Source organism: Methylomarinovum tepidoasis (assembly GCF_030294985.1).
GTDB lineage: Bacteria > Pseudomonadota > Gammaproteobacteria > Methylococcales > Methylothermaceae > Methylohalobius > Methylohalobius tepidoasis.
The window spans coordinates 590242-609188 of the sequence record NZ_AP024718.1; the positions used below are offsets into that span (position 1 = coordinate 590242).

An 18947-nucleotide genomic window follows, 5' to 3' on the forward strand; every position below is an offset into this window, starting at 1 on the left:
CCAGATACATGAAAACCACGAAAGTTTTTCGGAGCGGCAATTCCCAAGCCATTCGCCTGCCCAAAGAGTTTCGTCTCGACTGCGACACCGTCACCATCCACCGCGAGGGACGCCGTCTGATCATCGAGCCTGTGGAAGACTGGGCCGGGCGGTTGTATGCGGTCCTGGAAGATTTTTCCGACGATTTCATGGCGGAAGGCCGTGATCACCCCCAACCCCAGGTGCGCCCGGAACTGGAAAGCCTGTTCGACGATAACTGACTACCTATTGGATACGGACACCTGCATCTTTCTGATCCGCCACCATCCGCCGGAAGCGCGGGAACGTTTCCAGGCCATCGGGCCGACGCATCTGTTCATCTCTACCGTCACGCTGTTCGAACTGGCTTACGGCGCCGAACGCAGCCGCAGGCAGGCGCACAACCGCGCCTGCCTGCAGCGCCTGGTGGCGCTGTTGAATCTCGTTCCCTTCGATACCGAAGCCGCCTGGACGGCAGCCCGTCTCCGGGCCGAACTGGCCGCAGCCGGCACCCCCATCGGCCCTTACGACGTTCAGATCGCCGCCATCGCCCTCAGCCGCAACATGACGCTGGTATCCAACAATCTGCGGGAATTCCGCCGTATCGCCGACCTGCGCAGCGAAACCTGGGTATTGCCGGCATGACCGCCTACCTGCTCCGCCGTCTGCTCAACGCCGTCCCCATCCTCATCGGCGTCAATCTCATCACCTTCGTGCTGTTCTTCGTGGTCAACCCGCCGGACGCCATGGCGCGGATGCAGCTGGGACAGAAATACGTCACTCAGGAAGCCATCGAGCAGTGGAAGCACGATCACGGCTACGACCTGCCGCTGCTCTACAACGAGCGGGCCGAAGGGACGGCGCGCTTCACCCGCACCATCTTCTTCCAAAAGTCGGTGAACCTGTTTCTGTTCCGCTTCGGCCGCTCCGACAGCGGCCGCGACATCGGCGCCGACATCCGTCAGCGCATGTGGCCGTCGTTGGCCATCGCGGTGCCGACCCTGGTCCTCGGGCTGGCGGTCAACATCACCTGCGCCCTGCTGCTGGTGTTCTTCCGCCGCACCTATCTGGAATGGAGCGGGCTGGCTCTGTGCGTGGGATTGATGTCGATCTCGGCGCTGTTCTACATCATCGCCGGCCAGTACCTGTTCGGCAAACTCATGAAGCTGGTGCCGATCTCCGGTTACGACACCGGGCTGGCGGCGCTCAAGTTCCTGATCCTGCCGGTGACGGTGGGCGTGGTGTCGGGCATCGGTTCCGGGGTGCGCTGGTACCGCACCCTGTTTCTGGAGGAGATCGAGAAGGACTACGTCCGCACCGCCCGCGCCAAAGGGCTGTCGGAGCCCCGGGTGCTGTTCGGTCACGTGTTCCAGAACGCCCTAATCCCCATTCTCACCGGGGTGGTGACCATTCTGCCGCTGCTGTTCATGGGCAATCTGCTGATGGAGTCGTTCTTCAGCATTCCAGGACTGGGCAGCTACACCATCGAGGCCATCCAGCGCCAAGATTTCGCCATCGTCCGCGCCATGGTGTTTCTGGGCTCGGTGCTGTACATCGCTGGCCTGATCCTCACCGACATTTCCTATACCCTGGTGGACCCGCGGGTGCGGCTGCAATGACCTGGGTGCCGCTGTGGACCGATGCCCTGCTGTATCTGCTGCTGGCCGCGCTGGCGGCCCTGGCGCTTTACGCCCGGCGCCAGGAACATCTGCGCCGTCCCTGGCGCCGGGTGGTCCGCAGCCGGGTGGCGATGGTGTCCCTGGTGGTCCTGGCGGCCTTCAGCGCCATCGGCCTGCTCGACTCGCTGCATTTCCGCGCCCCGGACAGCGGCGAGGTGCTGAGCCTGTTCGACCGTCTGGCCACGCCGCTGCGCACCCACATGGAGAAGACCTATTCGGCGCCCTTCGCCACCCATCTCTACAGCCGCGAGTGGCTCGTGGTCGAGGGCAGGCGGGTCTGGACCCATCCCCGCTTGCGCTACGGCGGCGCCCATCTGCGCGACCCGGCGGAGAAATGGCCCGACATCGCCCGCACCGCCGCCATCGGCGCGCTCAAAGGGTTGGTGGTGTGGAGCGGGGCTTTCCTCGCCGTCGCCCTGGCCCGCCGCGGCCGCCCATCCCGGGATTTTCCCTGGAAAACGGTGGCCGCTACCGTCGCCGTGCTGTCGATCGGCGGTTTCGCCGTTGCCGGGCTGAGCCTCAAATACCACGTCCTGGGCACCGACAAGGTGGGTGAGGACGTGCTCTACCAGAGCCTCAAAAGCATCCGCACCGGGCTGGTTCTCGGCACCCTCACTACCCTGGTGATGCTGCCCTTCGCCATCGCCCTGGGGGTGCTGGCGGGCTATTTCCGCGGCTGGGTGGACGACGTGATCCAGTACCTCTACACCACCCTCAACTCCATCCCCGGCGTCCTGCTCATCGCCGCCGCCATCCTCATGCTGCAAGTGTACATGGCCACCCACGCCGAGTCCTTCACCAACGTGGCGGTGCGGGCGGATCTGCGCCTGTTCTTCCTATGCCTGATCCTGGGCGTGACCAGCTGGACCGGCCTGTGCCGCCTGCTGCGGGCGGAAACCCTGAAGCTACGGGAGATGGAATACGTCCAGGCGGCCCGCGCCTTGGGCGTGTCCCACGGGCGCATCCTGGTGTGTCACATCGTCCCCAACCTGTTCCATATCGTGCTGATTTCCGTGGTGCTGGATTTCAGCAGTCTGGTGCTGGCCGAGGCGGTGCTCGCCTATGTCAACATCGGCGTCGATCCCACCACCTACAGCTGGGGCAACATGATCAACAGCGCCCGCCTGGAACTGGCGCGCGAGCCGGTGGTCTGGTGGACCCTGGCCGCCGCTTTCCTGTTCATGTTCAGTTTCGTGCTCGCCGCCAACCTGTTCGCCGACGTGGTGCGCGACGCCTTCGATCCCCGCCGCGCGGAGGAAAGCGGATGACGCAGGCAGGCGGCCCACAAAGCTCGTTCAGGGTTCCGGGGGCCGGGCCGCGGGGCATACCCGGCCCGGATGGCCGATTACCGAGCGCCCAGGGAGGGGTTCACAGCGTCCCCGCCGCCCAGGCCCCGGCTCCCCATCCATCCGTTCCACAACGATAACCACCCATGCACCGAACCACCCTGATCCACACCGACACCCTCACCCCGGACCAGCGCGCCCGGCTCCAGTCCCTCGGCAGCCTGACGTCCCGTGGCGACCACTTCCTGCTGCGCCACCAAACTCCACTGGATCCGGAAGCCCTGGCCGGCGAACTGGGCTGCGACGTCAACACCCTGCCGCCTGACTTCGACCCGGAGCGGGTCAGGCTGGTGGTCAGCGATCTGGATTCCACCCTCATCGGCATCGAAACCATCGACGAGCTGGCCGCCGAACTGGATCTCAAGGAACGGGTCGCCGCCATCACCGAACGCGCCATGGCCGGCGAACTGGATTTCACCGCCGCCCTGCGGGAACGGGTGGCGCTGCTGGAAGGGCTGGCGCGCGAACGCCTGGAACAGGTGTTCGCAACCCGGATGCTGCCGGCGATCCAACCCGGCGCCCGCGAAACCCTGGCCTGGCTCAAACGCAAGGGGATCACCTTCGCGGTGGTGTCGGGCGGTTTCACCTTCTTCCTGGAACGCCTGCAGCGCCATCTGCCCATCGACGACTTCCGTGCCTGCCGCCTGGAAATCCGCGACGGGCGCCTGACCGGCCAAGTGATTCCGCCCGTGGTCGACAAACACGTCAAGGCGGCCTACGTGGAGGAACTGCGCCGGCGACTGGGACTGAGCCCACAGCAGGTGGTGGCGGTGGGAGACGGCGCCAACGACGTCCCCATGCTCCGGCAGGCCGGCCTCGGCATCGCCTATCACGGCCACCCCATCGCACGCGCGCACGCCGATGTCCGCATAGATTACGGCGACTGGCACACCCTGCGGCAGTTATTGACGCCATGAACGACGCGGTGCTGCAGGTTCAGGACCTGGCCATCGCCTTCCGCCAGGAAACCGTGGTGGACCGGATCGGCTTCCAGGTGCGGCGGGGCGAGACCTTCGCCCTGGTGGGGGAATCGGGCTCGGGCAAGTCGGTCACCGCTCTGGGGGTGATGCGTCTGCTGCCGCCGGCGGCCCGTTATCTCGACGGCCGCGCTCATCTCCACGGCGAGGACCTGCTGCGCCTGCCGGAATGGCGCATGAACCGCATCCGCGGCCGCCGCATCGCCATGATCTTCCAGGATCCCATGACCTGCCTCAACCCGGTACGCACCGTGGGGGAACAGATCGGCGAGGTGCTGACGCTGCATTTCGGCCTGCGCGGTACCGAGCGCCGCCGCCGGGTGCTGGAACTGCTGCACCAGGTGGGCATTCCCGAACCCGACCGCCGCATCGACAGCTATCCCCACCAGCTGTCCGGCGGCCAGCGCCAGCGCGTCATGATCGCCATCGCCCTGGCCGGGGAACCGGACCTGCTCATCGCCGACGAGCCCACCACCGCCCTTGACGTCACCATCCAGGCCCAGATCATGGCCCTGCTGACCCGTCTGCAACGGCAGCGGCAAATGGCGCTGTGGCTCATCACCCACGATCTGGGACTGGTGGCGGACGTGGCCGACCGCGCCGCGGTGATGCAGCGGGGACGGATCGTGGAGACCTTCGAACGCCGGGGCGATGAACTATTCGAACGGCCGCAGCATCCTTACACCCGCAAACTGCTGGCCGCCCTGCCGCAGCTCGAGGCCGCCCGCAGCCGCCGTGTGGAAACCACCCCGCCGCTGCTGCAGGTGCGCGATCTCAGGGTATGGTATCCGATCCGCAAGGGCCTGCTGCGGCGGGTGAAAGGCTATGTCAAGGCGGTGGACGGGGTCTCCTTCACTCTGGAACAGGGGCGCACCCTGGCGCTGGTGGGCGAATCCGGCTGCGGCAAGACCACCCTGGGGAAGGCGATCCTGCAGCTGATCCCCGTCACCGGCGGACGGATCTACTTCGACGGCGAGGAGATCTCGACGCTGCCCCGCAAACGCCGCTGCCGTGACCTGCAGATCGTGTTCCAGGACCCGTTCTCGGCCATGAACCCGCGGCTGCTGGTGGGAGACATCGTCGCCGAGGGCCTGATTTCCCTGCGGCCGGAACTGTCCCGCCAGGAACGCATCGACCGGGTGGAGACCCTGCTGACCCAGGTCGGCCTGCCGCCGAAGGCCCGGCTGCGCTACCCCCACGAGTTTTCCGGCGGCCAACGCCAGCGCATCTGCATCGCCCGCGCCCTGGCGGTGGAACCCAGGCTGATCGTCTGCGACGAACCCACCAGCGCCCTGGACGTGTCGGTCCAGCGTCAGATCCTCGACCTGCTACGGGACCTGCAGCGGCGTTTCCGGGTCAGTTACCTGTTCATCAGCCACGACCTGGCGGTGGTGGCGGAGATCGCCCACCAAGTGGCAGTGATGCGGCAGGGGAGGATCGTCGAGCTGGGCGAGACCGGCCAGGTACTGTTCGAGCCCCGCCATCCCTACACCCGCACGCTGCTGGAGGCGTTGCCGGGCAAGGGGCTTCTGCCCCGGTCAGCTCCTGACGCCTGAAAAGCCGCGCCGGGCGAGCAGCTCGGCCAGCAACGCGGCGACTGTCCGCAGGAACGCCAACTGCGAGGCATCCCAGCGGCAGCGGGGGACACAGGCCAGCACCAGCGCCCCGTACAGAACGCCGCACTTTTCCAGCGCGACGGCACAAAGATCGTGCGGCAGGCGACTTACGCCGGTACCCCCTGAATCCGGACACACCGGATGCAGCACCCGGCGTTCGACCAGCTGGCCCAGATCGAGTCCCGACGGCCGACCGTCCTCCCATTCCAGATCGATCCGGGCCAAAGGCCGCAGCGCCGCGGTCTCCCCCGCAACCGCGAAGATCCCGCCTCCACGCAGCGTCGCCCAGGGCAAGGTCAACAGCCGCTGCAGGACGATCCGACCGGTCCGGGGCAAAGGGGCCGGATCGTCCAGCAAACGCACCAGTTCGTACAGACAATCCTGCTCAGCAATCAACCGGGCATGCTCCCGCTCCAGCCGTTGGTGCCGCAACGCCTGCCGCCAGCGCACCCCCAGCCATTCCCATGCCACCGGCTTGACGATGAAATCCACCACCCCGAGGCGGAAAAAGGCTTCCAGCTGCGCCGCCGTCACCTGCCTTTCGGTCAGGACGACGAGCGCCGGTGGGACGGCGGCGGCCGCCCGGATCGCCGCCAAGGCATCGCCGTCCGGAAGCTCCGGGTTAACCAGAATCCCGTCGGGTTGGAGTTGGACGATGCTTTCCCGCAGCGCCTGGCAGGTCTGCACCCCGTACGAACGAAAACCCGCCTCGCGCAGGCTTTCCTCCGCCAGCAGGCAGGTCATGGGATCGACATCCGCAACCAGGATCAACGGCACAGGGGCACCAACCTCCGCCTCAGCCATGGCGGGCCACTCCGAACAGGCAACAAACCCGACGATAACCCGCCCAAAGCCGGGCCAGGCAAGCAGGATCGGCCGCTGCCGTATCTTTTTCCAGTTCGGTCAGAATCGCCACCAGATCCCGAATGCCGAGATGGACACAAGCCGAGCGGAAGCCGTGCGCCACCTGCCGGACCCCGGCGTCGTTCCCCTCTCTGCGGGCCTGCTCCAGGGTCTGCAACCACTGCCGCCCCTGCAGGCGGAACAGGGACAGCAGACGTTCGAGCAGCCCGGCCTGACCGGCTTCCAGGCGCTGCAGCTGGGCCAGGGTATCCGGATCGAACAGGGCTCCCTGAGCCTGCCCGCGCCCGGCTTCGGCGACCTCCGCAAGCACCGCCTTCTCCGCCAACCAGCGCTCCAGGCAGGCCCGCAGGCGCTCCAGCGTCACCGGCTTGTGGAGGCAACCATCCATGCCGGCACGACGGCAGCGAGTCTCGATACCGTCGCTCACGTCGGCGGTCACCGCCACGATCGGCGTGTTCCGCCCGGGATAACGCTCGCGCAACGTCCGGGCGATTTCGAAACCATCGACACCGGGAAGCTGGCAGTCCAGCAACACCAGATCGTAACGGCCGCGCTGCCAGCGGGGCCAGAGGGTATCGGCGTCCGCCACCGCCTCCGCCTCACAACCCAGATGCTTCAGCATCTCCGTCAGCAGCGCCCGGTTGAGGCGGTCGTCCTCCACCACCAGCACACGTCCTTGAAGACATTGCGATGGCGCTTCGGCATCTGTTCTCGTGGGCGTTCGGGCGGGCGGCGCTTCCGGCAACGGCAATACCACCGTAAAACAGCTGCCCCGGTGCAGTTGGCTGGTCACCGAGATCGTTCCGCCCATGGATTCGACCAGCTGCCGACAGATGCTCAGGCCCAGACCGGTACCACCGTGGCGCCGGGTCGAGCCACCGTCCACCTGGGTGAAGGGCTCGAAGATACGTTCGCAGTCTTCCGCCTGCAGGCCGATGCCGGTATCGCGGACTTCGAAACGCACCCGATCGCCCTCTCCGGCCACGGTCACTTCCACCTTTCCCCATTCGGTGAACTTGAGGGCATTGTGCACCAGATTGCTGAGAACCTGGCGGATCCGCCCCGCATCACCGTGGTGCCAGGCGGGCAAATCCGCCGGATAGCGGTAACTCAGGGCCAGATTCTTGGATTCCGCCAGGGGCCGGTGCAGTTCGACCACCGAAGCCACCAGGGCGGACAGATCGAAAGGGCGGCAGCGAAGTTCCAGGCGACCGGCCTCGATCCTGGCTACGTCGAGCAGGTCTTCGATCAATTGGAGCAGCGCCTGGGCGGCCTCCCGGGCCAGACGGACGTAATGCCGGGTTTCGCTGCGAAGCTCTCCGGCCAGCAACAGTTCCATGAAACCGAGGATGGCGTTGAGAGGAGTGCGCAATTCGTGACTCACGTTGGCCAAAAAACGGGATTTGGCCTGACTGGCCGCCTCCGCTTTCTGCGCCAGCGTGTGGGCATGGCCGATCATCTGACGCAGGGACTCGGTCCGCTGCGCTACCTGAGCTTCCAGATCGGCCCGCGCCCGTCGTTCCTGTTGGAGATCGTGCTGCAGACGGCCGAGCGCCTCGGCCAAGCGGCGTATCTCCACGGGACACCTGGGCGGCAGCGGTGGCACGGCCCGCTCTGTGGTCATAGCGAATGCCAGATGTTGCAGCGGCTGGCGGAGGCGACGGGCCAGCCACAGGACCAGACAGGCCGCCAGCAGCGACGCCGCCGCACTCGCCAACAGAGCGACGGCCAGATAGTGCCGGGCGTGACGATGGAATTCCGCCAGCGACATCCCCAGTTCCAGATACCCGGCGATCTGCCATGGCATCCCGGAACGAGCGGCGAAGACCGGCAGGCGCAGCGGCAGCCGATCCTGCCCGGAGAGCAATGCCTGCCACCACGCAGGCACCCCGGTCTGTTCCCGGGGGATCAGACGGGCAGGCGCCCCCTCCGTGCGGACGAGCGCTCGGCCCTCGGTATCGTAGACTCCGGCATAATCCAATTGCGAGGACTCCGTCAGAACGGTCAGGACGCGGCTCAAGGAGGCCGCCTCCTCCTGGCGCAGGACCGTGGCGGCCAGAGCGGTGACGGCCGTGCCCAAGGTGCGTGTATTTTCCAGGGTGCGGCGATAGTCGTCACGCAGCGCGCTCATCCCCATGCCCCCCGCCACGGTCAGGGTAATGCAGATCACCAGAAGCAAAATCCGGGCCAGGAGGTACGATGCCAGTCTCACTCGCGCTGGGGCCGCCGTCTCCGCTCAGCTCGAAGCCTGTTCGACGTAGAGCTTGAGGCGCTGACCAGGGTGAATGGTACGGTGGACCTGATTCCACGAACGCAGATCCTGCAGCCGAACGCCGAAACGGCGGGCGATCTCATACAGGGAGTCCCCCTTGCGCACGGTATAAAGGACAGGGGCGGTACCGCCGCGGATCTTCAACCGCTGCCCCGGCCGCAGGGGAGCGCGGGGATCGAGGCCGTTCCAGCGCGCCAGCTGCCTGACCTTGACGCCGTAGCGGCGGGCGATCTGCCACAGCGTGTCGCCACGGCGGACCACGTGCACCCGGCGCACCGGTGCGGAACGTCGCTTCAGCGGCGGCGGCCGCAGCCGGGCCAGCACGGCCGACTTGGGCGCGACCGGAACCAGCAGCTGCTGCCCCGGATAGATCCGGTGACTGCGCAGGCGGTTGGTCTGCTTGATCACCGCCACCGGGGTGCCATAGCGATGGGCGATCTGGCTGAGGGTCTCGCCGCGCCGGACCTGGTGGCGGGCCCAGCGCACCCGCTCCGATTGCGGCAGTTCGGCCAGCCGTGCCTCGAACAGCTCGACCTTCTCCAACGGCAGGATCAGGCGGTGGGGACCGCCGGGAGCCGTCACCCAGCGCCGGTAACCGGGATTGAGACGGTAAAGCTCCTCTAGGGGCATCTCCGCCAGTTTCGCCGCCAGGGTCAGATCCAGCTGGGAGTCGAGTTCCACGACCGCGTACAAGGGGCGGTTGGGAATCGGCTCCAGGGCGATGCCGTAATCCCTGGCATGGGCGAACAGACGCGCCACCGCCAGCAGTTTGGGCACGTAAGCCCGGGTTTCCCGGGGCAGGCGCAGGTGCCAGAAGTCCGTCGGCCGGTGCAGGCGGCGGTTGCGGCGGATCGCCCGCATCACCGTCCCTTCGCCGGCGTTGTAGGCAGCCAGGGCCAGGAACCAGTCCCCGTGAAAATCGGTGTGGAGCTTCTTCAGGTAACGGATCGCGGCGCGGGTGGAGGCATGGACGTCCCGGCGCAGGTCGATCCACCAGTTCTGCTTCAGGCCGTACAGGCGCCCGGTGGAGGGAATGAACTGCCACAGCCCGGCGGCACGGCGGTGGGAATAGGCATCGGGCTTGAAGGCGCTCTCGACCACCGGCAGCAGCGCCAGTTCTCCGGGCAGATGCTGGCGTTCGATCTCGGTGACGATGGTGTAGAGATACGGCCGGGCCCGGCGCTGCACCCGGTCGACGTATTCCGGATGGGCCAGGTACCAGCGCAGCTCGGCGTCGATGCGCGGATGGTCGATCTCCGGAAGGCGGTACAGCGAGAACAGGCGGCGCCAAAGATCGTCCGGCGCCTGCGCCGCCGCCCCTTCCCCCGCGGCCGCTTCCCTGGCGGGTTCGGCGACCGGCTCGCGCAGAGTGACCCGCAACGGTGGAATCTCAGGTTTCCCGGCAGCAGCAGACGGCGCCGCCGGCTCGGGTTTGATCGCCTGCTGACTGCAGGCGGTCAGCAGCAGGCCGGCACAACCAGCTGCGACAACCCCCAACCTTCTCATCGTAACCTCCCCCGTTCGACGATCGCTTATTTTCAAACGCTTTCCGGGTATTATAGGGTAAACGACTTCCGCCGCCACCTCCGTGCCGAACCAAAATTCCCGTCTCAGCGCCCTGCGCGCCTGGTACCGGGCCCCGCTGGGACGCAAGATCCAGCGCCTGGAAAGCCAGTACCTCAGCCGCGCCATTCAGGTTCCCTACAGCTTCACGCTGGTGCAGCTGGGGGCGACAGGCTGGGAGAAGCGTTATCTGGACAGCGGTTACTGGCGCCGCTTCGTCATCGTCGATGAAGGCGTCTTTCCCCGGACCCCCTTTCGCACCATTGCCGCCCATCTGGACTCCCTGCCGCTGGCGAGCGAATGTGTCGATGTTCTCATCCTTCCCCACACCCTGGAGTTCACCACCGACCAGCACCAGCTCTTGCGCGAGTCCGAACGGGTGTTGAAGCCGGAGGGACAGTTGTTCGTCCTCGGCTTCCACCCCTGGAGCTTCTACCGCCTCTACCGCTGGCTGCCCGGGCGGCGCCACGCGATCCCCTGGAGCGGCCGGGCCATCACCCACCGGCGCTTGCTGGACTGGCTCAGTCTGCTCAATTTCTGCTGCGAGGTCACGGCGTGGTACGATTTCCGCCTATTGCACCCCTGTGAGGAAACGGGCCGCTGGCACAGCCTCGGGGCCCCGCTGTGGGCGGTCGCCTACGCGGTCCGTGCGATCAAACGCACCTACACGGCCATCCCGCTCGAGCCGGCCGCGGAATCCAGCCTCAGCTGGGTTCCCGGTATGGTCGAGCCCACCATCCAGAGAAGGAAGAATGCCCGACGCTGATGCCGAAGTCGTGGAAATCTTCACCGACGGGGCCTGCCGCGGCAACCCCGGCCCCGGCGGCTGGGGCGCGATCCTGCGTTACCGCGGCCGGGAAAAGGAACTCTACGGCGCCGAACCCCACACCACCAACAACCGCATGGAGCTGATGGCGGCGATCCGGGCGCTGGAGGCGCTGAAACGCCCCTGCAAGGTGGTCCTCAGCACCGACTCCCGGTACCTCCAGAAGGGCATCAGTGAGTGGCTGCCCAACTGGGTCCGGCGTAACTGGAAGACCGCCTCCGGCACGCCGGTGAAGAACGTCGACCTGTGGCAGCGCCTGCGGGAGGCGATGGCGCCGCACGAAGTGTGCTGGGAATGGGTCCGCGGCCACAGCGGCCACCCGGAGAACGAGCGTGCCGACCGGCTCGCCAACAAGGCCATCGACGAACTGTTACGGCAAGGAGAATCCCGTGCGCCAGATCGTGCTTGACACCGAAACCACCGGCCTCGATCCCGCCCAGGGCCACCGCATCATCGAGATCGGCTGCGTGGAACTGGTGGACCGCCGCCTGACCGACAACCGTTACCACGTCTATCTCAATCCGGAGCGGGAGATCGACCAGGGGGCCGTCGACGTCCACGGCATCGACAACGCCTTCCTCGCCGACAAGCCTCGATTCGCCGACATCGTCGACGACTTTCTCGCCTTCGTCAAAGACAGCGAGGTCATCATCCACAACGCGCCCTTCGACGTCGGCTTCATCAACGCCGAGCTCGCGCGCCTGGGATCGGACTACGGCCGCCTGGAGGACTACTGCACCATCTTCGACACCCTCACCCTCGCCCGGCGCAAGCACCCCGGCCAGCGCAACAGCCTCGATGCCCTCTGCAAGCGCTACCAGATCGACAACAGCCACCGCGAGCTCCACGGCGCCCTGCTCGACGCCGAGATCCTCGCCGCGGTCTATCTGGCCATGACCGGCGGCCAGGTCACTCTCGGCCTCGACACTCTGCCGGCCGACACCGCCGCTGCGGGCAGCGCTTCCCGGGCCAGCCGCCCGCGGCCGGCTTTGAAACGCGTCACCTGCCCCGAGCCCGAACTGGAAGCCCACCGCCAGCGCCTTCAGGCCATCGACCAGGCCAGCGGGGGCAACTGCCTGTGGCTCAGGTACGGGTGAGACTGGCGCATCCCGGGGGCTTGGGATATGCTTATGTGCGAAATCGGAGAGGTGGCTGAGCGGTTGAAAGCACCGGTCTTGAAAACCGGCGAGGGGAGACCCTCCGTGGGTTCGAATCCCACCCTCTCCGCCAAATAAGAATTACAACTCCTCCATCCCCATGATCAAAGTCATCGTTGCGGACGATCACGAACTGGTCCGCAGCGGCATCGAATACATCCTCGGCGAGGATCCAGAAATCCAGATCGTCGGCAGCGCCGCCACCGGAGAGGAACTACTCCGGCAGGTCAGGGAAAAGGCCCCCGACGTCGTGATCGTCGATGTCAACATGCCCGGCATGGGTGGGGTGGAAGCCTGCCGCCGGATTCGCAGCCATCATCCCGACGTCCGTCTCATCGCCCTCAGCGTCTACACCGGCGGCCCCATTCCCCGTCACCTGATCGAAACCGGCATCGACGGCTACCTCTCCAAGCATTGCCCGCCACAGGAAATGATCCAGGCGGTCAAGAGCGTGTACCGTGGCAAACGCTATCTGAGCGCCGATGTCGCCACCCACCTGGCCCTGGAAAACGCCGACAGCCACCCCTCCCCTTTCAGCCTGTTGTCGAAGCGGGAGATGGAGGTGACGCTTCTGACCCTGCAGGGAAAATCCATCCAGGAGATCGCCGACCTCCTGTCCGTCAGTTCCAAGACCGTCTGCACCTACCGCTACCGCATCTTCGAAAAGCTGGGCATCCGCAACGACGTGGAACTGACCCGCCTGGCGGCCAAATACGGCTTGCTAAACGGCAATAGCGGCTGAAATAATAAACGGTCGCGCCTCGGTGGTGGAATTGGTAGACACACGGGACTTAAAATCCCGAGGGGGCAACCCCGTGCCGGTTCGAGTCCGGCCCGAGGCACCACCGTTTCTCACCAACCAACAAGGACTGACAATCAATGGCAGGTCGTAACCATCTCTACGTTCCCGGCCCCACCAACGTGCCGGATTCCGTCCTCAGCGCCATGCACGTGCCGATGGAGGACCATCGTGCCCCCGATTTCCCCAACCTGGTCAAGCCGCTGCTGGAGGATCTGAAGAAGATCTTCCGCACCGAGACTGGTCAGGCGTTCATCTTCCAGGCCACCGGCACCGCCGGCTGGGAGGTGGCGATGTGCAACACCCTCTCCCCGGGCGACAAGGTGCTTTCCTACCGTTTCGGCCAGTTCAGCCATCTGTGGATCCAGTCGGCCCAGCGTATGGGGCTGGACGTGGAATACCACGAAGTGCCCTGGGGCGAGGGCGTCCCCCTGGATCACCTGGAACAGCGGCTGCGCCAGGACGCGAACCACGAGATCAAGGCCCTGCTGATCTGCCACAACGAGACCGCCACCGGCGTCACCAACGATCTCAAGGCGATCCGCGACGTGCTCGACCGCACCGGCCATCCGGCCCTGTTCATGATCGACGGGGTCAGCGCCATCGGCAGCATCGAATTCCGCATGGACGACTGGGGCATCGACGTGGCCCTGACCGGGTCCCAGAAAGGCATGATGCTGCCGGCCGGCAACGCCTACGTCTGCTTCAGCCAGAAGGCGCTGGAAAAACGGCACGAGGCCAGGCTGCCGCGAAACTTCCTCAACATCGAGGACATGATCCAGCAGAACAAGGACGGCTACTTCCCCTACACGCCCAGCACCCCGATGCTCCACGGCCTGCGCCGGGCCATCGACCTGATGCTGGAAGAAGGACTGGACAACGTTTACGCCCGCCACCACCGTCTGGCCGAAGGGGTGCGCCGCGCGGTGCTCGACGGCTGGGGTTTGGAGCTGTGCGCCCGCGATCCCAAGTGGTATTCCGACACCGTCTCCGCCATCGTCGTCCCCGAGGGCTTCGACGCCCGCGACGTGATGAAGGTGGCCTACTACCGCTACAACCTGTCCCTGGGCGGGGGGCTTTCGGAAGTGGCCGGCAAGGTGTTCCGCATCGGTCACCTGGGGGACGTCAACGAGCTGATGCTGGCCAGCGCCATCGTCGGCGCCGAGATGGCGATGCGCGACGTGGGCATCGACGTCAAGCCCGGCAGCGGCATCGCCGCGGCGATGGAATACTGGCGCGACACCGCCCCGCCGCTGGAGGCATGATGCCGGCCCGATCCTGTCACCGACAAGCCGCCTCGTGCGGCTTGTCTCGCTTTGGGCGACCGTCATGACCCGCATTCTTCTGACCGCCCGCTGGCCACAAGCGGTGGAGGCCGAACTGGCCCGGCGCTTCGAGGTCGCTTTCAATCCGGACGACCATCCCTTCAGCCGCGAGGAACTGAAACAGGCCCTGCAGAACTACGAGATCGTCTGCCCCACGGTGGTCGATCCCCTCGACCGGGAGATGCTGAGCGTCGAGCCGCTGCGCTGCCGCCTGCTGGCCAACTTCGGCGTCGGCGTCAACCACATCGACCTGGAGACGGCCCGGAAACGCGGTATCACGGTCACCAACACCCCCGGCGTGCTGACCGACTGCACCGCCGATCTGGCCATGACCTTGCTGCTGATGACAGCTCGCCGCGCCGGCGAAGGGGAACGCCTGGTGCGCGCCGGGCGCTGGCAAGGCTGGCGTCCCACCCAGCTGCTCGGCACCAATGTCACCGGCAAGACCTTGGGGATCGTCGGCATGGGCCGCATCGGCCGCGCTGTGGCCCGCCGCGCCCGGCACGGCTTCGGCATGCGCATCCTGTACGTCCATCCCCGCCCCCTGGCGCCGGAAGATCTGGCCGGCCTGGAAGCACAGGCCTGCGACAGCCTCGATGCGATGCTGCCCCAGTGCGACTTCGTCTCCATCCACTGTCCCGGTGGGGCCAAAAATTACCACCTGATCGATGCCGACCGCCTGTCGCGGATGAAACCCGGCAGCTTCCTCGTCAACACCGCCCGTGGCGACGTGGTGGACACCGACGCCCTCATCGCCGCTCTCGACCACGGCCCCCTGCGCGGCGCCGGCCTCGACGTTCACGAAAACGAACCCAACGTCGATCCCCGCCTGCTGCAGCGTGAGGATGTGGTCCTCCTGCCCCACCTGGGCAGCGCCACGCAGGAAACCCGCGAGGCCATGGGGAGGCGGGTGCTGGCCAACCTGACGGCCTTCCTCGCCGGCCGCGAGCCCCCGGACCGGGTGGTGTGATACCTATGTGGCCCCCCGACCGCCTGCCCCTGCCGCTTGCGCGTCTGACCGAACTGGCGCGAAGGCTCGAGCCGGTCTTCCGCCGCCGCTGCACCGAGCTACAACTGGAAACCGACCTGACCCCGCAGCTTGGCCCGGTCTATCTACCCCTGGCAGCCTGGATCGCCAAACACCATACCCTGGGTGCGCAGGTGATCGGCATCAACGGCGCCCAGGGAACCGGCAAGTCCACCCTCACCCGGCTGCTGCAGACCCTGCTGGAGGCAGGCTTCGGCCTGCGGGCCGCAGGCCTTTCCATCGACGACATCTATCTGACCCGCGCCGAACGCGAACGCCTGGCCCGCACCGTCCACCCCCTGCTGATCACCCGCGGCGTCCCCGGCACCCACGACGTGGCGCTGGGCATCCGCACCCTCGAGACCCTGAAAAACGCCGGTCCCGGCGACCGGATTCCGATTCCCGCCTTCGACAAAGCCATCGACGACCGCAAACCCCGGGAGCACTGGCTGGTGTGGGAGGGACGGTGCGATCTGGTGCTGTTCGAGGGCTGGTGCGTCGGCGTGGTGCCGGAGCCTGAGGATCGCCTCGAGGAACCCGTCAACGATCTGGAGCGCGAGGAAGACCCGGACGGCCGCTGGCGCCGTTACGTCAACGACCAGCTCAAGGGACCGTACCAGGCGCTTTTCGCCCTGCTCGACCGTCTCATCATGCTCAAGGTGCCGAGCATGGAATGCGTGTTCCGCTGGCGGGCGCAGCAGGAGCGGCAGCTGGCCCAGATGCGCAAAGGCCGGCCGGAAACTGAACTTCGAATCATGGACGAGGCCCGGCTGCGCCGTTTCATCCAGCACTACGAACGGTTGACGCGCTGGATGCTGGCGGAAATGCCGACCCGCGCCGACATCGTCCTGCACCTGGGGGAAGACCATCAGATCCACCGCATTCAACTCAATCGCCCATGAAAGCCCTCAAAGACACCCTGTTCGTCCTGCTCCAATACCTGCTGCCCCACCACGCCCTGTCGCGCCTGGTGGGGAAAATCACCCACTGCCGCTGGCGGCCGCTGAAGAACATCCTGATCCGGTTGTTCATCCGGGCCTACGGCATCGACCTGGAAGAAGCCGCCAGCGCCGACCCGGACGACTATGCCTGCTTCAACGATTTTTTCACCCGGGCCCTGAGATCCGGAGCCCGCCCCCTGCCGGACGATCCCAATGCCGTCGTCAGCCCCGCCGACGGCAGAATCAGCCAGATCGGCCGGCTGACCGGCCAGTGGCTGATCCAGGCCAAGGGCCGGGATTTTTCCGCCGCCGCCCTGCTGGGGGACGAAGCGCTGGGCGCCGCCTTCACCGACGGGGAATTTGCCACCGTCTATCTGTCCCCGCGCGACTACCACCGGGTTCACATACCCTATCGCGGCCGCCTGCGGGAGATGATCCACATTCCCGGACGGCTGTTCTCGGTCAACGACGCCACCGCCGAGGGGATGGATAACCTTTACGCCCGCAACGAGCGGGTGGTGTGCCTGTTCGACACCGACGCCGGTCCCATGGCGGTGGTGCTGGTGGGAGCGCTGCTGGTAGCCAGCATCGAAGTGGTCTGGCACGGGGTGGTGACGCCGCCCACGGGACGTGACATCCGCCGCTGGCGCTACGACGATGAGGAGATCGTCCTGGAACGGGGCGCGGAACTGGGACGGTTCAACATGGGCTCGACGGTGATCGTGCTGTTTCCCCAAGATGCGGTCGAGTGGGTGCGGGAGGCGGGACAGGCCGTCCGCATGGGGGAAATCCTCGGTCGAAGGTGCTGAAAAAAAGCCCCGTCCTGGGACGGGGCTGGAATTTCCGGAGAGGATGACTGGAAAGATCAGAAGGTCAGCTGGGTGCGGACCTGGAAGATGTCCAGATCCTCGGCCTGCTTGATGCGGCTGTTGTTGAGCTGGTGGGTCCAGTCGAACATCAGGCGAATGTTGGGATTCAGGTACCAGTTGAGGGCCATGGTGAAGTCCTGAGCCCGGCCGCCTTTGATGTCCTGATCGTTGAGATCGATCCAGGCGTAACGGGCCGCCAGTTCCCAGGCGCCAAGGCCACCCTGGCTAAGACTGAAGTACCGATGGGGCTTCAAGCGTTTGAACTCGCCATCCTTGAGCTTGTAAGCCGCTGCCCGCGACTCCCCCGTCAAGGACCAGGTGGCCTGGACGTGGAAACCATCGAAATCCAGGTCGCTCAGACCCTTTTTACGTTCCACCATGGCATGGGTATATTCCCCTTCCAGGGCGACCGGACCGTAAACGAACGCCGCCTCGGCGCCCACCAGGGCCGTGTTGTCCACGTTGTCCATCGTTCCGGAATCGACAAGTTTAAGATCGGATTGGTGGGTGCTTTCATAGTTGAAACGCTGTTGACGGTTATCGTTGGGCTCACGATAAGCCCCGCGCACCCCCAGATGCACTACCTTTTCCTGGTCGTGAAGCGGCGCAAGAATAAAGCGTCCCGCGGTTCCCCAGCCTTCGTCATTGCCCTTGCCGATACTCTCGCCATACAAACCGGCCGCGGCAAACCAGTAATGGCCGTGGGTCTGCATACGCACCCCCAGGGCACGGTCGACCACCGCTTCTGCAAAACCGTAATCCAGCGCCCTTTCGATGAAGGGGATGTCGTTGGAACTCATCTCCACTTCCAGGCTGTAAGGCTGTTTCTGGTGACCGAAGCCGATGAAGTCCAGACCATAGGATTTCAGGCCGGTGTAAGCCACCCATAAGTCTTTGATATGGGTCTTGTTGCCGGCGAAGTCGTATTCGGCGGTGTACTTCCAGTCGTGGTAGAGCACCCCTTTGGCATAGAGACGGCCGCGGCGGATTTCCAGACCGTCGTTGGGGTCCACACCATTGACACGCCCCTCATCATGATAGGCGGCCTGGGCGTGAAGCCGTCCACCGATTCTCATCTTGAAATCACCGTCGGCGGTTTTGAACTGCAGCCCTTTTTTCAAGCTGACCTCCACGTCGTTCTTGGTCAGCGGTTCCTGCTTCTTCAACAGGCGGTCGTATTGATCACGGGTAATGGCGCCGTTGGCGAGCAAGATGTCGAGCAGTTCCCGATCCGCCGCCACCGCGCTTTGGCCTGCCAACACCAGTCCCAACATGGCGGTGACCCCGGTTTTCTTCAATCGCATGAAAATCCCCCTGTCGTCGTCGGATAACAAATGCGCGACAAGGATAGGGGGGGATTGTTAAGAACAGGTGACGATCTTGTGACGGTTTTGTGACAACGGCCAGACCGGGCGGCCGCGAATCAAATCATAGGGACATAAAAAACCCCGCGGGCAAAGGGACCAACGGGGTTTTTCCATAGTTTATGGCGGAGAGGGAGGGATTCGAACCCTCGATGGGCTTTTGACCCATACTCCCTTAGCAGGGGAGCGCCTTCAGCCGCTCGGCCACCTCTCCGGGATTGCGTGCGGTTATTCGACTTCCGGACCGGCCTCCAGATCGGAGGAATCGACGTCCGGCGTCTCCGGCTCGGAAGAAGGCGACTGC

18 protein-coding genes and 3 tRNA genes are annotated in these 18947 nt (G+C 65.6%); 16 read left to right on the plus strand and 5 right to left on the minus strand.

The annotated features are described in order from the left end of the window. The first annotated feature begins 8 nt into the window (after positions 1 to 8). From MIN45_RS02930 to MIN45_RS02955, 6 genes are all read left to right on the plus strand, one after another. The gene (locus tag MIN45_RS02930) at positions 9 to 260 is read left to right on the plus strand and encodes an antitoxin (RefSeq protein ID WP_286293271.1); all 252 of its coding nucleotides are present in this window, start codon (positions 9 to 11) and stop codon (positions 258 to 260) included. A 7-nt stretch (positions 261 to 267) separates the two neighbouring features. Continuing rightward, positions 268 to 663 (plus strand): PIN domain-containing protein, encoded by a 396-nt coding sequence (locus MIN45_RS02935; RefSeq protein ID WP_286293273.1) that lies wholly within the window; start codon positions 268 to 270, stop codon positions 661 to 663. Beyond that, complete coding sequence (locus MIN45_RS02940; protein ID WP_286293275.1) at positions 660 to 1637, plus strand: ABC transporter permease; 978 nt, start codon at positions 660 to 662, stop codon at positions 1635 to 1637. The genes MIN45_RS02935 and MIN45_RS02940 overlap by 4 nt, the downstream gene beginning before the upstream one ends. Then, a complete protein-coding gene (locus MIN45_RS02945) occupies positions 1634 to 2965 on the plus strand; it encodes an ABC transporter permease (RefSeq protein WP_286293276.1) in 1332 nt (443 codons plus the stop codon). Before MIN45_RS02940 ends, MIN45_RS02945 begins: the two co-directional genes overlap by 4 nt. A 164-nt stretch (positions 2966 to 3129) precedes the next feature. Then, positions 3130 to 3960: a phosphoserine phosphatase SerB gene (gene serB / locus MIN45_RS02950; RefSeq protein WP_286293277.1), complete on the plus strand. Its 831-nt coding sequence runs from the start codon at positions 3130 to 3132 to the stop codon at positions 3958 to 3960. Further along, on the plus strand, positions 3957 to 5576 hold the full coding sequence (locus MIN45_RS02955; RefSeq protein WP_286293279.1) for an ABC transporter ATP-binding protein: 1620 nt from the start codon (positions 3957 to 3959) through the stop codon (positions 5574 to 5576). Before serB ends, MIN45_RS02955 begins: the two co-directional genes overlap by 4 nt. Here MIN45_RS02955 and MIN45_RS02960 read toward each other — a convergent pair. The 3 genes from MIN45_RS02960 to MIN45_RS02970 form a co-directional block, all read right to left on the minus strand. Beyond that, a complete protein-coding gene (locus MIN45_RS02960) occupies positions 5559 to 6440 on the minus strand; it encodes an ANTAR domain-containing protein (RefSeq protein ID WP_286293280.1) in 882 nt (293 codons plus the stop codon). The genes MIN45_RS02955 and MIN45_RS02960 overlap by 18 nt on opposite strands. Next, positions 6433 to 8670 carry an ATP-binding protein gene (locus MIN45_RS02965; protein WP_286293281.1) on the minus strand — a complete coding sequence of 746 codons (2238 nt, stop codon included), beginning with the start codon at positions 8668 to 8670 and terminating at the stop codon, positions 6433 to 6435. Before MIN45_RS02965 ends, MIN45_RS02960 begins: the two co-directional genes overlap by 8 nt. 66 nt (positions 8671 to 8736) lie before the next feature. Continuing rightward, a complete protein-coding gene (locus tag MIN45_RS02970) occupies positions 8737 to 10278 on the minus strand; it encodes a LysM peptidoglycan-binding domain-containing protein (protein WP_286293282.1) in 1542 nt (513 codons plus the stop codon). 82 nt (positions 10279 to 10360) lie between these two features. Here MIN45_RS02970 and MIN45_RS02975 point away from each other — a divergent pair, with 82 nt between their 5' ends. From MIN45_RS02975 to asd, 10 genes are all read left to right on the plus strand, one after another. Then, entirely contained in the window at positions 10361 to 11101 is a 741-nt protein-coding gene (locus tag MIN45_RS02975) for a methyltransferase domain-containing protein (protein ID WP_286293284.1), read from the plus strand. Next, positions 11088 to 11570, plus strand: coding sequence for a ribonuclease HI (rnhA, locus tag MIN45_RS02980; RefSeq protein WP_286293285.1), 483 nt, complete (start codon positions 11088 to 11090; stop codon positions 11568 to 11570). The genes MIN45_RS02975 and rnhA overlap by 14 nt, the downstream gene beginning before the upstream one ends. Beyond that, on the plus strand, positions 11551 to 12258 hold the full coding sequence (gene dnaQ / locus MIN45_RS02985; protein WP_286293286.1) for a DNA polymerase III subunit epsilon: 708 nt from the start codon (positions 11551 to 11553) through the stop codon (positions 12256 to 12258). The genes rnhA and dnaQ overlap by 20 nt, the downstream gene beginning before the upstream one ends. Before the next feature lie 45 nt (positions 12259 to 12303). Then, positions 12304 to 12391: transfer RNA gene (locus MIN45_RS02990), tRNA-Ser, on the plus strand. Between the two features lie 27 nt (positions 12392 to 12418). Further along, positions 12419 to 13060, plus strand: coding sequence for a response regulator (locus tag MIN45_RS02995; RefSeq protein WP_286293287.1), 642 nt, complete (start codon positions 12419 to 12421; stop codon positions 13058 to 13060). 16 nt (positions 13061 to 13076) lie between these two features. Continuing rightward, positions 13077 to 13163: transfer RNA gene (locus MIN45_RS03000), tRNA-Leu, on the plus strand. Positions 13164 to 13197: 34 nt separating this feature from the next. Next, the gene (locus tag MIN45_RS03005; protein ID WP_286293288.1) at positions 13198 to 14382 is read left to right on the plus strand and encodes an aminotransferase class V-fold PLP-dependent enzyme; all 1185 of its coding nucleotides are present in this window, start codon (positions 13198 to 13200) and stop codon (positions 14380 to 14382) included. A gap of 64 nt (positions 14383 to 14446) precedes the next feature. Then, positions 14447 to 15412 (plus strand): 2-hydroxyacid dehydrogenase, encoded by a 966-nt coding sequence (locus MIN45_RS03010; RefSeq protein WP_286293289.1) that lies wholly within the window; start codon positions 14447 to 14449, stop codon positions 15410 to 15412. A 5-nt stretch (positions 15413 to 15417) separates the two neighbouring features. Further along, positions 15418 to 16371, plus strand: a complete 954-nt coding sequence (locus MIN45_RS03015) for a hypothetical protein (protein WP_286293290.1) — start codon at positions 15418 to 15420, stop codon at positions 16369 to 16371. Next, positions 16368 to 17219, plus strand: a complete 852-nt coding sequence (gene asd / locus MIN45_RS03020) for an archaetidylserine decarboxylase (RefSeq protein WP_286293291.1) — start codon at positions 16368 to 16370, stop codon at positions 17217 to 17219. The genes MIN45_RS03015 and asd overlap by 4 nt, the downstream gene beginning before the upstream one ends. A gap of 56 nt (positions 17220 to 17275) precedes the next feature. Here asd and MIN45_RS03025 read toward each other — a convergent pair whose 3' ends face one another. Together MIN45_RS03025 and MIN45_RS03030 are read right to left on the minus strand one after the other, a co-directional pair. Then, on the minus strand, positions 17276 to 18583 hold the full coding sequence (locus tag MIN45_RS03025; protein ID WP_286293293.1) for an OprO/OprP family phosphate-selective porin: 1308 nt from the start codon (positions 18581 to 18583) through the stop codon (positions 17276 to 17278). A gap of 183 nt (positions 18584 to 18766) precedes the next feature. Then, positions 18767 to 18857 (minus strand) — tRNA-Ser (locus MIN45_RS03030). Positions 18858 to 18947 lie beyond the last annotated feature (90 nt).

Bases quoted from the DNA above. Each gene is read 5' to 3' on its own strand.
- MIN45_RS02930 (WP_286293271.1), top strand. From the start codon at position 9: ATGAAAACCACGAAAGTTTTTCGGAGCGGCAATTCCCAAGCCATTCGC.
- MIN45_RS02940 (WP_286293275.1), top strand. From the start codon at position 660: ATGACCGCCTACCTGCTCCGCCGTCTGCTCAACGCCGTCCCCATCCTC.
- MIN45_RS02945 (WP_286293276.1), top strand. From the start codon at position 1,634: ATGACCTGGGTGCCGCTGTGGACCGATGCCCTGCTGTATCTGCTGCTG.
- serB (WP_286293277.1), top strand. From the start codon at position 3,130: ATGCACCGAACCACCCTGATCCACACCGACACCCTCACCCCGGACCAG.
- MIN45_RS02955 (WP_286293279.1), top strand. From the start codon at position 3,957: ATGAACGACGCGGTGCTGCAGGTTCAGGACCTGGCCATCGCCTTCCGC.
- MIN45_RS02960 (WP_286293280.1), bottom strand. From the start codon at position 6,440: ATGGCTGAGGCGGAGGTTGGTGCCCCTGTGCCGTTGATCCTGGTTGCG.
- MIN45_RS02970 (WP_286293282.1), bottom strand. From the start codon at position 10,278: ATGAGAAGGTTGGGGGTTGTCGCAGCTGGTTGTGCCGGCCTGCTGCTG.
- rnhA (WP_286293285.1), top strand. From the start codon at position 11,088: ATGCCCGACGCTGATGCCGAAGTCGTGGAAATCTTCACCGACGGGGCC.
- MIN45_RS02995 (WP_286293287.1), top strand. From the start codon at position 12,419: ATGATCAAAGTCATCGTTGCGGACGATCACGAACTGGTCCGCAGCGGC.
- MIN45_RS03005 (WP_286293288.1), top strand. From the start codon at position 13,198: ATGGCAGGTCGTAACCATCTCTACGTTCCCGGCCCCACCAACGTGCCG.
- MIN45_RS03010 (WP_286293289.1), top strand. From the start codon at position 14,447: ATGACCCGCATTCTTCTGACCGCCCGCTGGCCACAAGCGGTGGAGGCC.
- MIN45_RS03015 (WP_286293290.1), top strand. From the start codon at position 15,418: ATGTGGCCCCCCGACCGCCTGCCCCTGCCGCTTGCGCGTCTGACCGAA.
- asd (WP_286293291.1), top strand. From the start codon at position 16,368: ATGAAAGCCCTCAAAGACACCCTGTTCGTCCTGCTCCAATACCTGCTG.
- MIN45_RS03025 (WP_286293293.1), bottom strand. From the start codon at position 18,583: ATGCGATTGAAGAAAACCGGGGTCACCGCCATGTTGGGACTGGTGTTG.